General features: G+C 43.8%; 11 protein-coding genes and 4 tRNA genes. 3 read left to right on the plus strand and 12 right to left on the minus strand.

What is annotated here, in order from left to right; genetic code table 11:
- Positions 1-120 precede the first annotated feature (120 nt).
- Positions 121-768, minus strand: coding sequence for a thiopurine S-methyltransferase (locus AACQ79_RS04005; RefSeq protein ID WP_094166425.1), 648 nt, complete (start codon positions 766-768; stop codon positions 121-123).
- A gap of 347 nt (positions 769-1,115) precedes the next feature.
- On the opposite strand from AACQ79_RS04005, the gene AACQ79_RS04010 reads away from it, so the two are divergent.
- Positions 1,116-1,889 carry a RelA/SpoT domain-containing protein gene (locus tag AACQ79_RS04010; RefSeq protein WP_017044056.1) on the plus strand — a complete coding sequence of 258 codons (774 nt, stop codon included), beginning with the start codon at positions 1,116-1,118 and terminating at the stop codon, positions 1,887-1,889.
- A gap of 70 nt (positions 1,890-1,959) precedes the next feature.
- Here the strand turns inward: AACQ79_RS04010 and ihfA are convergent, their stop codons facing one another.
- From ihfA to pheS, 3 genes are all read right to left on the minus strand, one after another.
- Complete coding sequence (gene ihfA / locus AACQ79_RS04015; protein WP_010319630.1) at positions 1,960-2,256, minus strand: integration host factor subunit alpha; 297 nt, start codon at positions 2,254-2,256, stop codon at positions 1,960-1,962.
- A 421-nt stretch (positions 2,257-2,677) separates the two neighbouring features.
- Entirely contained in the window at positions 2,678-5,065 is a 2,388-nt protein-coding gene (gene pheT / locus AACQ79_RS04020; RefSeq protein WP_170898540.1) for a phenylalanine--tRNA ligase subunit beta, read from the minus strand.
- Between the two features lie 16 nt (positions 5,066-5,081).
- Positions 5,082-6,065, minus strand: a complete 984-nt coding sequence (gene pheS, locus AACQ79_RS04025) for a phenylalanine--tRNA ligase subunit alpha (protein WP_017044058.1) — start codon at positions 6,063-6,065, stop codon at positions 5,082-5,084.
- A 216-nt stretch (positions 6,066-6,281) separates the two neighbouring features.
- Between pheS and AACQ79_RS04030 the strand changes: the two genes are divergently transcribed.
- Positions 6,282-6,764 carry a GNAT family N-acetyltransferase gene (locus tag AACQ79_RS04030; RefSeq protein ID WP_094123686.1) on the plus strand — a complete coding sequence of 161 codons (483 nt, stop codon included), beginning with the start codon at positions 6,282-6,284 and terminating at the stop codon, positions 6,762-6,764.
- 84 nt (positions 6,765-6,848) lie between these two features.
- Here the strand turns inward: AACQ79_RS04030 and AACQ79_RS04035 are convergent, their stop codons facing one another.
- The 8 genes from AACQ79_RS04035 to uvrY all read right to left on the minus strand — a co-directional run bounded on the left by AACQ79_RS04035 (position 6,849) and on the right by uvrY (position 12,492).
- Entirely contained in the window at positions 6,849-7,823 is a 975-nt protein-coding gene (locus AACQ79_RS04035; RefSeq protein ID WP_088728926.1) for a carbohydrate porin, read from the minus strand.
- Positions 7,824-8,720: 897 nt separating this feature from the next.
- A tRNA-Gly gene (locus AACQ79_RS04040) sits at positions 8,721-8,796 on the minus strand.
- Positions 8,797-8,819: 23 nt separating this feature from the next.
- A tRNA-Leu gene (locus tag AACQ79_RS04045) sits at positions 8,820-8,906 on the minus strand.
- Between the two features lie 85 nt (positions 8,907-8,991).
- A tRNA-Gly gene (locus AACQ79_RS04050) sits at positions 8,992-9,067 on the minus strand.
- A 2-nt stretch (positions 9,068-9,069) separates the two neighbouring features.
- Positions 9,070-9,143, minus strand: a tRNA-Cys gene (locus AACQ79_RS04055).
- Between the two features lie 268 nt (positions 9,144-9,411).
- Entirely contained in the window at positions 9,412-9,969 is a 558-nt protein-coding gene (gene pgsA / locus AACQ79_RS04060) for a CDP-diacylglycerol--glycerol-3-phosphate 3-phosphatidyltransferase (RefSeq protein WP_013856615.1), read from the minus strand.
- Between the two features lie 46 nt (positions 9,970-10,015).
- Positions 10,016-11,848 carry an excinuclease ABC subunit UvrC gene (gene uvrC / locus AACQ79_RS04065; protein WP_047688276.1) on the minus strand — a complete coding sequence of 611 codons (1,833 nt, stop codon included), beginning with the start codon at positions 11,846-11,848 and terminating at the stop codon, positions 10,016-10,018.
- Positions 11,848-12,492: a UvrY/SirA/GacA family response regulator transcription factor gene (gene uvrY, locus AACQ79_RS04070; RefSeq protein ID WP_026028128.1), complete on the minus strand. Its 645-nt coding sequence runs from the start codon at positions 12,490-12,492 to the stop codon at positions 11,848-11,850. Before uvrY ends, uvrC begins: the two co-directional genes overlap by 1 nt.
- 481 nt (positions 12,493-12,973) lie before the next feature.
- Here uvrY and AACQ79_RS04075 point away from each other — a divergent pair, with 481 nt between their 5' ends.
- On the plus strand, positions 12,974-15,337 hold the full coding sequence (locus tag AACQ79_RS04075) for a DNA polymerase II (RefSeq protein ID WP_170898893.1): 2,364 nt from the start codon (positions 12,974-12,976) through the stop codon (positions 15,335-15,337).
- Positions 15,338-15,357: the final 20 nt, after the last annotated feature.

Here is a 15,357-nt window from a genome sequence, read left to right on the forward strand (position 1 = left end):
GTTTTTCCTTAGTATTAGAGCGGCTGATATAGACGTAATGGCTTGCTCTCATCAAACGCCTAAAACCTACCTATTTATTGTTATATAAGATGTATAAATAAACGATCTAAGCATAGTCTGTTACTTCTCAATTAACCACACGACTTCAGCAAAACGGCTTAATCCTCGTTGACTGATCTTAGGGTGATTTTCATCAGCATCGTCACGAAACAGACACGTCACTTTGCAGTCAGTGAATAACGACTCAACTTCATTTTTGGCGACACAGAATGGAGGGCCCATCATTTCACTTTGAACGTAATCCAGCGTCACAAGCAGCACCCTTCCGCCCTCTTTTAACAGTGAAAGCAAGCGAGTAACGTATTCCTCTCTCATTTCAGGGGGCAGCGCAACTAACGCCGCTCGATCGTAGATAAGCTCAACCGCTTTTAGCGGCGCACTAAAGACATCTCCGGTATAAATCATCAGTTCATCAAACTGATACAGTTCATGCGATCCATTTAAGCGAGTGACCGTTGGCGTATAAAAATGCTCGGCAAAAAAGGAACGAACGGCAATTTCACTCAGCTCTACACCCTGAACCTGTTCATGCTGGGAAGCGAGCCATATCAAATCTTCACTTTTTCCGCACAATGGTACAAATACACTTTCATTTCGTTGAGGTGAGAGTTGAGGCCAATATTCGATCAACAATGGGTTCACATCTTCTAAGTGAAATCCTATTTGGTTGGAGGCCCATTTCTTGTGCCAAAACTCGGGATCTTTCATTATCTTCGTACTCTACGATTAAAATCTACAGCCAGACAAAGTACATGCTACTGACTAATAAGTGAATCCCCAACGGGTTAAACAAACAGCATAAAGACAGATAAAGATGTTCATATTTGGTTCATCCTCATCAGATACACTTGGTAACACATCAAATTGAACAGATAGCCTAGCGAGGCGTCTGAAGATAAGACCTGTGATAAAGCGCAAAATTATGGATTAATTGTTCCACGAGCTATTGAGTTCACTTTGTTTAGCCCAAGATCTCATAGCAAGCGACTCTGGTTATCACGTGTTTAGGTCTATTTTGGTTTCACCTTTTACCTAGACTAAGTTAAGGAGAATGAATGAGCCTATTTTTACGTACTACGGCACTGATGCTTTTAGTACTAAGCAGAGCCCCTGCCTTTGCAGCCGTTCCGTTCAATTCAGAAAGTGATGCCAAAGTTGGTGAATCGAAAAATCAACTCTCATCTAAACTGTTCAAGCATAGTTTAAGCGGTTTATATGGCATCCAGTCCACCAACAACCAGCCTTTGCAACCCTACAACGATTTTGAAATTCTCTACAGTAAAGCTCACCAAGCTCAACGTGAACTTGAAACATTGTGCAGAAGTACTGCTTTACTGACATCAACAGAGGCTCACTTTTCTGGCGTGAAATCACGTGACCGAGCATTAAACAAAATAGAACATGAATTAGGTGGGCGAGCTGATAGGATCACAGATTTAGCCAGAACAACCCTGGTGGCAAATGATGTACCAAGCTTAGTCGAGGCTTATGAGGTATTAAGCCGAGAAGCCAGTATCGTAAAAGTAAAGAACCGCTTTAAATCGCCTGCCGCATCAGGCTATCGTGATTTAAACTTACTGGTTCAACTTCCTAAAACCAACATCATTGCAGAAGTACAATTACATCTTAAAGCCATTGCCGATGTGAAAAATGGCCCCGAGCATCGTTTCTATGAACAGATCCAGAAGTTTGAACGTGTCGCCGCATTAGAGAAGCGAGCGTTACATGATATTGAAAAGGCGCAAATTAACCAGTTTCGTCGCCAATCTATCGAGCTCTACCAAAACGCCTGGCAGCCGTATATCACTACTCATATTCAAGCAGCCTAATACGTTCAGAACCCTTAACTCACCATAAACAGAAAAAAAAGACCACGCATAGCGTGGTCTATTGCTCGGTCTATTTTTCGACATTAATGTTCTCGACTCGGGCTTTTAATTTCTGCCCTGGGCGGAACGTTACGACACGTCGAGCGGAGATAGGAATATCCTCACCTGTTTTTGGGTTTCGACCCGGACGCTCGTTTTTGTCTCGTAGATCAAAATTACCAAAACCAGATAGTTTTACCTGTTCGCCACTTTCAAGCGCCTTGCGAATCTCTTCGAAAAACACTTCAACCGTTTCCTTGGCATCCCGTTTACTGTATCCAAGCTTTTCAAACAGGTTTTCAGCCAATTCGGCCTTTGTGAGCGCCATAAAACTTCCCTCAAAGCTATGTTAAACCTTGCTGCTTCTAAGCAGCGCCAAAGCATTTTCGCTTAGCCAATCAATAAGATATCGGCTTTACCTGAAAAGTGTATGCCAAGCTTCTGATTTTCGCCAACTTTTTTATTCGCAACAATATTAATAGTTTCATCAAAATAAGCGCATATACTGGCTGCATTTATACAATTAGACGTCGAAGATTGAGAAAAAACACTGACAATTTAGTTAGTTATATCATAACAGTCAACATTTTCAGAATTTCATACTATTTTGAATGGATATCGATTTCTGATAAAAAAATTTATAACCTGTTAAATCATAGACTTGTTTAACACTAACTTGTCACTAAATTGCATATAAAAAAGCAGGCCCAACTTGAACCTGCTCAAATATACTTGGGCTACTTTCTGAATTAGTCGCGCAGGGCTGCACCAAACTGTGCCGCTACTGAAGCCACAATCGATTCAACAGCGCTTGCAATATCTGCTTCTTCTAAAGTACGTTCAGTCGATTGAAGCATCAACGCAATCGCTAAACTCTTCTTGCCCTCTTCAACCCCTTTGCCTACATAAACGTCAAACAGCTTCGCCTCTTTTAGAAGCTCACCACCAGCGTTACGACATGCATCGACAATATCACCTGAAGCAATGGCGCCATCAACAACCAGTGCTATATCACGGCGGTTCGCTGGGAACTTAGACAGTGATGCAGCTTCTGGAATTACACGGGTGTTCACAGCTGACCATTCAAGTTCAAATACGATGGTGCGGCCATTCAAGCCAAACTTACGCTCAAGCTCTGGATGAACAGTGCCTATCACCCCAATAATCTCACCATCGACAACGATGGCGGCCGATTGCCCAGGGTGCAGCGCTGGGTGTGCAACAGAAGTAAAACTGTAAGCTTTGCCGTTGGCGGTTAAATCAAGAATGGCTTCCAAGTCACCTTTTAGATCGAAGAAATCTACCGTTGCGGTGTCCATGTTCCAGTGCTCTTCACCACGAGTACCGGATATTACACCCGCGAGCATAGGCTCTTGGCGCATACCGTTCTCTGCCGAGGCATCAGGAATAAAACGCAAACCATATTCAAACAAACGAACGCGTGGCTGCTGGCGTTTCTGGTTATGAACCACGGTATTTAATAGACCTTGGATTAAGCCCAAACGCATCGCTGACATATCAGCAGAAATAGGATTAGGCAGAATGAGTGGTTCAACATCTGGAACAATCAGTTTCTGCTGCTCTGGCTCAACGAAGCTGTAGGTGATCGCTTCATGGTAACCACGGTCAACTAACAAATGACGAACACGCTTAAGTGGCAAGTTTGCTTCTTGGTGGTCATTCATGCTCAATGCTGCAACGGGAGCTTGATTAGGGATATTGTTGTAACCGTAAATACGGCCAATTTCCTCAATCAAGTCTTGCTCAATCGCGATATCAAAACGCCACGTTGGCGCGGTAGCAACCCAACTGTCTGCACGGCTCTCAACACTCATACCTAAACGTTTTAGGATTTCAACCACATCAGCATCCGCAATGTGATGACCAAGCAAACTGTCCAGTTTAGTGCGACGAAGTGTGACTTGATTTGGTTTAGGTAACTCAGTTTCAGACTCAACACTAACCACAGGTGCAACTTCACCGCCACAAATATCAACCAGCAGCTGAGTCGCTCGTTCCATCGCACTGGCTTGCAACGCGTAGTCAACACCGCGCTCAAAACGCATGGATGAATCAGTATGTAGGCCATAGCTACGAGCACGACCGCGGATATGGTCTGGTGCAAAGAAAGCACACTCAAGCAGTACATCTTGGGTTTCTGAGCTAACGCCTGAACCTTCACCACCAAAAATGCCCGCAATGGCTAATGCTTTATTGTGATCGGCAACAACCAGCGTATCAACATTCAACTTAGCTTCTGTACCATCGAGTAGCGTAAGTTTTTCATCCTGCTCGGCCATACGAACAACAATACCGCCTTCGATCTTGGCAAGATCAAAGGCATGCATCGGTTGGCCTTGTTCAAGCAAGATATAGTTAGTGATATCAACCACTGGATCAATTGAACGTAGACCACAACGGCGTAACTTCTCTTGCATCCAAAGCGGTGTTTGGGCTTGAACATTAATGTTTTTAACCACGCGACCAAGATAACGCGGACAAGCGGCCGGTGCTTTCACTTCAATAGAGACTTTATCTTCAATTGAAGTAGGAACAGCGGTGACTGATGGCTCAGTGACATCAATGCGGTTCAATACACCTACTTCACGAGCAAGGCCACGAATACTAAAGCAATCTGCGCGGTTCGCGGTCAAATCGACATCAATAGTCACATCATCTAAGCTTAGGAATTCGCGGAAATCAGTACCAACGATAGCATCTTCTGCAAGCTCCATAATGCCAGCGGATTCAACATCAATCCCTAGCTCACTGAATGAACAAAGCATGCCGTGAGAAGGTTGACCACGTAATTTTGCTTTTTTAATCTTGAAATCGCCGGGCAGTACAGCACCAACAGTCGCTACCGCCACTTTTAAGCCTTGGCGGCAGTTTGCTGCACCACAAACGATATCAAGCAGTTCTTCCTCACCCACGTCAACTTTCGTTACACGCAGTTTGTCGGCATCTGGATGTTGACCACATTCCACAACGTGACCCACTTTGACGCCAGTAAATTCACCGGCGACAGCAAGAACGTCATCGACTTCCAAGCCTGCCATTGTAATTTGATGTGTAAGTTCGTCAGTCGTAACCGCAGGGTTAACCCACTCACGAAGCCATGATTCGCTGAATTTCATTGTGTTTACCCTTGAATTACTTGAATTGTTTGAGGAAGCGCAGATCGTTCTCAAAGAACGCGCGTAGGTCGTTGACGCCATAACGAAGCATCGTTAAACGCTCAACACCCATACCAAATGCAAAGCCAGAATATTTTTCAGGGTCAATACCAACACTGCGCAAAACGTTCGGGTGAACCATGCCACAGCCTAGAACTTCAAGCCATTTACCATTTTTACCCTTCACATCCACTTCCGCAGAAGGTTCTGTAAATGGGAAATAAGAAGGACGGAAACGCACTTCAACTTCTTCTTCAAAGAAGTTACATAAGAAATCGTTCAAAATACCTTTAAGCTGAGCAAAATTGACGTGCTCATCAACCAACATTCCTTCAACTTGGTGGAACATTGGGGTGTGTGTTTGGTCGTAGTCATTACGATATACGCGGCCCGGCGCAATAAAACGAAACGGCGGTTGACCATTTTCCATAGTGCGAATTTGCACACCTGACGTGTGTGTACGCAACATTAAATCTGGATTAAAGAAGAAGGTATCGTGATCAGTACGTGCTGGGTGATCGGCAGCAATATTCAACGCATCAAAGTTGTGGAAGGCGTCTTCAATTTCAGGGCCAGATTCAACATGAAAACCAAGCTCACCAAAGAACTGCTCAATGCGTTCAACTGTGCGAGTCACTGGGTGTAAGCCACCATTTTCAATGCGGCGTCCAGGCAAAGTAACGTCAATCGTTTCAGCCGCTAGTTTGGCTTCTAACTCTGCTCGCTGCAAAGCATCTTTACGCGTAGCAATGGCGTGTTGCACTGTTTCTTTCGCAACGTTGATCTCTTGACCTGCAGCGCGGCGTTCTTCGGGTGGCAATTTACCTAGGCTCTGTAGCTGAGTGGTTAACTCACCTTTTTTACCCAAGTACTGAACACGCACTTCATCAAGTGCGACTAGCGAATCGGCAGCATTAATCGCTGCGGTCGCATTAGCAATAATCTCTTCTAGATGTTGCATCGTTTCCTCATCTACCTGTAGGTAGTGTCCGTATAGGATGTTTTTGTATTTTTCAGATAGCTGCACATAGTATCGAAAGCCACCTCTAAAGCCAAATTGAAATGATACTGAGGCTTGCTCTTGAACAAAAAAACGGCATTATTTTTGCCGCTCTCTTGATATTACCTCCCTCCCCCCAAACAATAATAAAAACATGACTATTTTTAAGAAGAAACGATGAACATCACGATAACACCAATCGAACCACAAGATGATTCGGACATTTGTAAAATTATCCAATCTGTAGGTGCTGAATTTGGAGCCATCGGTGAGGGTTTTGGCCCATCTGATGCTGAAGTGGAAAACATGAGTCAACATTATACGCAAGAGAGCAGCAGCCTTTATCTGGTAGCCAAACGTGATGGCATCATTGTCGGTGGAGCAGGTATTGCAGCCTTTCATCATAGCCAACGGATCTGTGAGCTAAAAAAACTCTTCTTATTACCAGAAAGTCGCGGTTGCGGGCTGGGAAAAATGCTCAGTGAAGCATGCCTATCGTTTGCTCAAAATGCAGGTTATCAATCTTGCTATTTGGATACGTTATCTAGTATGACATCCGCCATTCAGTTATATGAAAAGCTCGGATTTATACATTTGGATCGACCAATGGACGGCACTGAGCACAACGGCTGCGATGTGTGGATGCTTAAACAGCTGTAAATCATCGCATCTGCTTATACAAAAAATGCCTACCGAACGGTAGGCATCAAAAGCAGTTGAGATTTAATGCTTAAATTTTAAAACTTAGAAGAAGTATTTTAGACGGATACGCATGCCTAGATCTTTGTTTTCTGTGTCGTCTACTTTCGAGTAGTAAGTACCTAGATAAACAGAGAAATCTTCCACATCCATCACATTAGCAAATTGGTAAGAAGCATAAGTGGTATTTACCTTCTCGCTAGTACCTTTATCAACATCACCATAGACATGACCTAGACCAAAGCCTTTAAACAGTAAGTTAGCACCGATGGTCGTATCTTCTTGTTTAGTTTTGTCGAAATCACGGAACGCATAGTTCACGTTGATAGAAAGATCGTTAGCAGAATAGTTAACTGTCGCGCCATAACCAAGGAAATCATTCGCAGCATCTTTATCATCTGCAGTCAGATTGGCTTCTAAACCAGCTGCAACACGAACTGAGTCAACGATTTGGTACGCAACAACTGGGCGTACGAACACAGCATTTTTATCCGCTGTAGTCGCATTCTTCTCAAATTTGGTAGAGAGTTCAAAGTAAAGATTATCCGCTGTCTTACTAAAACCGACTTGGCCGTTATCGCCACGACCACGAGCCGCATTCGCTCGATACGGTTCTGCTGTTGCGTATTCAAGCATAGTATCTTGACCAACAGGGAATAGATCAAATGCTTCATAACGACCTACTCTCAATTCCCAGTTATTTGCCTGACCAAATGCAATCCACGCATCATCAAGCTCAACATCACCCGTTGTTTTAAGTAAAGGCTGTGCTTGTGCTTTGATATAACGGTCACCACTCACACTGCGCTCACCAGCGATTTGAACCAAAAGACGACCGTCTTGATTTAGCTCTTGCTTATCAGTGGCATTTTTATCACGAAGGTTGATATCGAACTCAACATCACCGCCGATTGAGAAAACACCTTGTTCACCTTCAACACTGATACCTGCGTTTGCTTGTAGTGCGGCTGAAATTAGAATTGCGGCAAGAGAAAGTTTACCAGAGGTAGCAAAATTCATTTTTTATACTCCATCGACCTTATGGTCATCATTATCATTATGTTGGTGCTTGACACCTTGAATCTCATCCTGAGATATATTCAATAAAATTAATGAGTTAGGCTCACATTCACCGGGGGAAGTAGCACGCTACTTTGGTAATCATGAACAGCTCAATCTCTTTATTGCTCAGCAACCACTGCTTATGTATTCCCTTAACGTTGCTGACGGGGATGGAGTTTACATTCACCGAATCAATGTAAAAATAGATCAATGTCACATTAGGAATCGTTCCCATGAATGGGTTATTGATAAGTTTATATAAATCACGCTTTTGCAAATAATTCACACCATAAATTAAATGTTGGCACGAAAATTATGTGAAGTAGGCCGAAATTTCACATCACAAAATAATAACAACTCAAGATAAAGGTTGCTTTATCAAATTATTAACATTCTAGAATTGGGGATGGAGAGTAAAAACGATGCGAGATTTGACCATAAATTGAAGCACTGCTGTTTGATGGTGATGGCTTTGCTTAAAATATTTCAATTTCACGTCCGAAACCGTCAACGAATATAGTGAACGTAGGGGGGGTTACCCAATTTCTGCTAGGGCTTTAATTTGGAGCGACACGCGAGGTTCGCTTTCTTTTGGACTAAAAGCGTGACCTCAACCTTGGCAAGGTGGCGCTAAAACGACATCGTTGGTTGTGAACTGGCAGTGAGACAGAGATGAAAAAGCCCCAGCATTTCCGCTAGGGCTTTAATTTGGAGCGACACACGAGGTTCGCTTTCTTTTGAACTAAAAGCGTGACCTCAACCTTGGCAAGGTTGCTCTAAAACGATATCGTTGGTTGTAAACTGGCTGTGAGACAGAGATGAAAAAGCCCCAGCATTTCTGCTAGGGCTTTAATTTGGAGCGACACACGAGGTTCGAACTCGTGACCTCAACCTTGGCAAGGTTGCGCTCTACCAACTGAGCTAGTGTCGCATACTGCATAAGCAGTAAAAAGATGGTGCCCCGGGCCGGACTTGAACCGGCACGACTCGAAAGTCGAGGGATTTTAAATCCCTTGTGTCTACCAATTTCACCACCAGGGCACGCAATTCTGCATTGCGATGCTGTTTACAAAATTTAGTAACACCATCTTTAGATACTGAACTTTAAGTTCAACACCTCAAAATTTGGAGCGACACACGAGGTTCGAACTCGTGACCTCAACCTTGGCAAGGTTGCGCTCTACCAACTGAGCTAGTGTCGCAATGGAGGCGCGTCCCGGAGTCGAACCGAGGTCCACGGATTTGCAATCCGCTGCATAGCCCCTCTGCCAACGCGCCCCTGTAACATCAAGGGGTTGGGTTGTTTCTTCCGTTCCTCTCAAGTACGGGATGCATTCTACGCATTCGATTCGATGAGTCAATATTATTTTTTTAGTTTTTAAACCGTTTGGCTATTTTGCATTCAAAAAGGACAGATTTGGTTAATTTGATAGCAAAATTCACCACCTTTTACACGAGATAACTGTGCTTTAACTGAAGCAATAATGCATGTTGTGAAAGGGATTGTAGAAATTGGAGGAACAAAAAACGGGCCTAAGCCCGTTTCTTAATGATGTTCTGCATTGAGGAGGTCGTCTTTAGCTGCCGCCAAGTATTGAACCATTGACCAATAGGTCAAAATGGTTGCAATGTATAACGCTGCATAGCCGACCCACACCATCCAATCATCATGACGCCAAATCAGTACCCACAATGCAAACATTTGGGTGAGCGTCTTAACCTTCCCAACCCAGGAAACGGCCACACTGGCTCTTTTACCAATTTCCGCCATCCATTCTCGCAACGCAGAAATGATGATTTCACGGGCAATCATTGTCACGGCTGGAATCGTTATCCAGAGACTGTGGTAATGGTCGGTGATCAAGATAAGAGCCGTCGCAACGAGCACTTTATCCGCTACTGGGTCGATAAAAGCACCAAAGCGAGAGGTTTGCCCAAGTTTTCGCGCAAGCATACCATCTAACCAATCGGTAAAACCCGCTACCCAAAACACCATTGCCGCAGCAAAAGGGCCCCAGCCGTAAGGCAGATAGAAAACAACGACAAATACTGGGATAAGGAAAAGTCGTAATAAAGACAAAATATTAGGAATATTCAAACGCATATTTATAGGCTCTTATCGATTGCGCGGTTATGTTGCGTTATTTTTCTTATTGTTTCAATGCTTGATAAATGTTTTCAGCTAAAGAATGGCTAATACCGGGCACTTTGGCGATTTCTTCAACAGTGGCTCTTTTTAGCTCTTGCAGCCCTCCCATATATTTCAGCAGTGCTTGCCGGCGTTTAGGCCCAACCCCTTCTATGCCTTCCAATGTACTGGTACGCCGTGTTTTACCTCGTTTGGCTCTATGCCCAGCAATGGCGTGATTATGACTTTCATCGCGAATATGCTGAATCAAATGCAAAGCTGGCGCATCACTTGGCAGGTTAAATTCATCGCCATCGGTTGTAATCAACGTTTCTAGCCCCGGTTTGCGGGTAACGCCTTTGGCGATACCAATCATCACCGGTCTTTTCGGCCAATCTTGCCAATGGCTAGAGATGATCTGCAAAGCTCGATTCAATTGCCCTTTACCACCATCAATGAAAATGACATCGGGGATTTTTTCCACGTCAAGCTGCTTGGAATACCGCTTATCTAACACTTGTCCCATTGCAGCGTAATCATCCCCACCAGTAATTCCCGTGATGTTATAACGGCGGTATTCTGGTTTAACAGGCCCTTCTTGGTTAAATACCACGCATGAGGCGATCGTGCTCTCTCCCATGGTGTGCGAAATATCAAAACACTCCATACGCTCTATGCTATCCAACCCTAAAACAGCTTGAAGTGCTTTAAAACGCTGGTTGATCGTCATTCTATGGTTAATTTTAGCCGTTATTGCGCTCAATGCATTGGTATTAGCCAATTTTAAATATTGAGCACGCACACCTGTTGGGCTGATGTGGAAAGAAACTTTACGCCCGACCAGGGTCTGTAATGCTTCTTGCAGCGGCTTTTCATCCTCTAGCAGACCCGCATTTAAGATCACTCGACTTGGGATCGTACGCGCTTCATTGTGACTTAAATAATACTGTCCTAAAAAGCCATCAAACACCTCTTCTTGAGTCGTGTTAGCCGGAATTTTAGGAAAATGGCTACGACTACCCAATATTTTACCTTGGCGGATCATCAAAATATGGATGCAAGCGATGCCATTTTCTTGGGCAAATCCCAATACATCCATGTCATCCATCGTCTCTTCAGAAACAAACTGTTGTTCTTGGACTCTTCTAATGGCTTGGATCTGGTCTCTAAATTTAGCGGCATTTTCAAACTGCAGTGCTTGGCTAGCTTGTTCCATTTTTTGCACTAATGTTTCAAGTACTTGGTTATCTTTGCCTTGCAAAAACAATCGAACATAATTAACCAATTCAGCATACTCTTCATCCGCGATGATATGACTCACACAAGGTGCAGCGCAGCGGCCAATTTGATACATCAGGCAAGGACGAGTCCGGTTGCTATAGACGGTATCTTCACATTGTCTTACCGGAAATATTTTTTGGATGAGGTGTAACGACTCTCGAACCGCACCAGAATCAGGGTATGGACCAAAATACTCACCTTTGCGCTTTTTCGCGCCACGGTGCAACGACAAACGAGGGTGCTTATGCCCACTAATAAAAATATACGGGTAAGATTTATCGTCCCGCAGCAGCACATTGTATTTAGGCAAATATTGCTTGATGTAATTGTGTTCAAGGATCAACGCTTCCGTTTCTGTGTGAGTAACGGTGACATCAATTTTATCGATATGGCTGACTAACGCGCGCGTTTTCTCACTATCGATTGTTTTTCGAAAGTAGCTAGAAAGGCGTTTTTTGAGGTCTTTGGCTTTGCCAACATAGATGATATCAGCCTCGGCGTTATACATTCGATAAACGCCGGGCTGATGGGTAACGGTTTTAAGAAAAGCGACCGAGTCGAACAAAGAAGTCACTAAAGCGTCTCTGTGTCTAACATTCCGTGTCGAATAGCTAAATGGGTCAGTTCAACATCACCGCTGATCGCTAACTTACTAAACAGTCGATAGCGATAGCTATTCACTGTTTTGGGGCTAAGACTAAGTTGCTCGGAAATATCCGTCACTTTTTGCCCTTTGGTAATCATCATCATAATTTGCAGCTCTCTTTCCGAGAGATCAGCAAATGGATTGTCAGAAGCTGGCGAGAATTGGCTTAATGCCATTTGCTGTGCGATTTCAGGCGAGATATAACGCTGCCCGCTATTCACAATGCGAATCGCGTTGACCATTTCATCTGGGCCTGCACCTTTGGTTAAATAACCCGCGGCTCCAGCTTGCATCACTTTGGTCGGAAATGGATTTTCCGTATGAACCGTTAACACGATGATTTTCACATCTGGATTAAAGCGCAGAATTTTTTTTGTCGCTTCCAAACCGCCGATACCAGGCATGTTCATATCCATTAAAACAACGTCGACATGATTACTGCGACACCATTTTACTGCTTCTTCACCGCTGTCAGCTTCCCCTACTACGTTCATTCCACGGACGTCTTCAATAATACGTCGTATCCCTGTGCGAACCAGCTCGTGATCATCTACAAGGAAAACACTTATCAAACTTGTATCTCCACACTCATCTATTGGCTCTGCACCCACTGAATCGTGGATAGCAGCATCGCGGCCCACATTAATTAGCTCACAATTGGAAATTAACTCACAATCGGGTAATTAACTTAACATTGGTTTTTACTCACACTGAATATGTGCTCAAACCCCAAATTTGGCAAGTACTTATTTGTTCGGCTAATCATCCAATGAGAATCCATTAACAAATCAAAAGCTTAATTATATTAACAGAGATGCCGCACGACTTTTACATGATTTTTTGACAAATTTGAACCTAAACATAAAAATGCAACCAGCCTCATAATAATACAAAACCAAAACAAATCATAAAGTTAAAATGCATACACCATACCAATTAACGGTTATTTCATCTCCATCGCCCGCTTACTCACCTCACTGAAATTCGTTATTTACCTCGTAGCTCTGATATGATGCCCTCCCCCAAGGTTACGACTATTTGGATTTATTACGCTTGGTTATTCAACACGGTTTTTTACTTACTCGCCATGCAAGAGACCTTCATGGCTCGACTCATATTGAGTTGTGGTTGAGTACGCCTCAAGGTCCAACCCAACTGGTTATCCGTGGTGAAAAACCCGTTTTCTTCATACCACAGAAAGATGTACCACAAGCGCAAAAATTAGCGTTAGAGCGGCAGCTCTCTATCGAATTAAAAACATTGGATTTGGAAGATTTTGAACATAACCTCCTAGCGGGTTGTTATTGTCAAACGATTCAAACGCATGCTGAGTTTTCGGCACTACTAAAGCAACATCATATTCTGACGTTAGAAGATGATATTAAGCTTGCCGACCGCTTTCTTATGGAGCGTTTTCTTAAAGGCAGCATTGAATTCACTGGACGGCTTACCCAGACGTTTTCCCACTCAAAAATAGAACAGGCGAAATGTCGACCGGGCAACTATCTTCCTCATCTGAAAGTGGTTTCGCTGGATTTAGAGTGTTCTGAAAAAGGCATTCTCTACTCGACTGGTTTTGATAGCCCAATGGACAGCCGCGTCATCATGATTGGTGAGCCCGAACCTTGCGATACCCCAATTCAATGGGTGAAAGATGAATACGCATTGCTCAACGCTCTCATCGATTGGTTCACTGAGTTCGACCCTGATGTAGTAATTGGCTGGAGCGTGATTGATTTTGATTTTCGCTTACTCCATAAAAGAGCCGAGTGGCATAAGTTAAGACTTGCGATTGGTCGCGGCAAACAGCACAGTTTTTTTCGTAGTTCAAACCAGAGTCAGCAAGGGTTTATTACCATTCCCGGGCGAGTAGTGTTGGATGGAATTGATACATTAAAAACAGCCACTTACCAATTTCGTTCTTGGTCATTGGAATCAGTATCAAGGGAGCTATTAGGCGAAGGAAAAGCGATTCACAACGCCCATGATCGGATGGATGAAATCAACCGTATGTTTAAAAAAGACAAACCTTCACTGGCGAAATACAACCTGCAAGATTGTGTGTTAGTGAATAAAATCTTTGAACATACCCATTTGCTGGATTTCGCCATTGAACGTTCCCGTCTCACGGGTGTAGAGCTAGATCGCGTCGGCGGTTCTGTCGCCGCCTTTACCAATCTCTATTTACCTCAATTGCATCGCGCGGGTTACATCGCGCCTAACTTACACTCCGAAAATTGGGTCGCAAGCCCCGGAGGCTATGTGATGGACTCCATCCCCAACCTCTACAACTCTGTGTTACTTCTTGATTTTAAAAGCTTATATCCCTCGATCATTCGTTCATTTTTAATTGACCCACTTGGCTTGATTGAAGGGCTAAAAATTCCGATTGGCAAAGAGGATAACCAAGCGGTAACGGGATTTCGTGGTGGTCAATTTCACCGTACCAAACATTTTCTTCCAGAAATGATCGAGAAATTATGGGCTGCGCGTGATGTGGCGAAAAAGAACAATAACAAAGCCTTTTCACAAGCGATAAAAATCATCATGAACTCTTTCTACGGGGTGCTTGGATCGTCAGGTTGTCGTTTTTTTGATACTCGCTTGGCGTCCAGTATTACCATGCGCGGACACGAGATCATGAAGCAAACTAAAAAGTTAATTGAGGCGCAAGGCTATCAAGTGATTTATGGTGATACCGACTCAACCTTTGTCTCTTTAGGTGGTCAATATTCACAGCAGCAAGCGGATCGCGTAGGAAAACAACTGGTTGAACACATCAATCAATGGTGGACGACCCACTTACGTGAAGAGTACCGATTGGAATCGATGCTGGAATTGGAATACGAAACCCACTACCGAAAGTTTCTGATGCCCACCATCCGAGGTTCAGAAACGGGGTCAAAAAAACGCTATGCGGGATTGATCGGTGAAGGCGAAAACGAGCGGCTAATTTTTAAAGGGCTTGAGAGTGCAAGAACGGACTGGACTCCGCTCGCACAACGCTTTCAGCACCAACTTTATTCGATGATTTTTAATGGTGAAGACCCTGCGGCGTTTATTCGTGAAATCGTTGAGCAAACTCAAACCGGTCAACTCGACCATGAGCTCGTGTACCAAAAACGGTTGCGTCGCAAGCTGCATGAATACCAAAAAAACGTACCGCCACAAGTAAGAGCTGCGCGACTTGCTGATACGATAAACCAGCAGTTAGGCCGACCATTACAATATCAAAATCGAGGTCGTATCGAATACCTCATCACACTGAATGGCCCCGAGCCTAAAGAATATTTAAAAAGTCCTATCGATTATCAGCACTATATCGATAAACAATTGCAGCCAGTCGCAGAAGCCATTTTGCCTTTTGTTGGCTTGAATTTCGAACAGCTCAGCCAGCCACAACTTGGGTTATTTTAAGAAGTACGACGACCTAGCCA

Origin of the sequence: Vibrio sp. 3-2(1) (assembly GCF_963887575.1) — a bacterium.
Classification (GTDB): Bacteria; Pseudomonadota; Gammaproteobacteria; order Enterobacterales; family Vibrionaceae; genus Vibrio; species Vibrio anguillarum.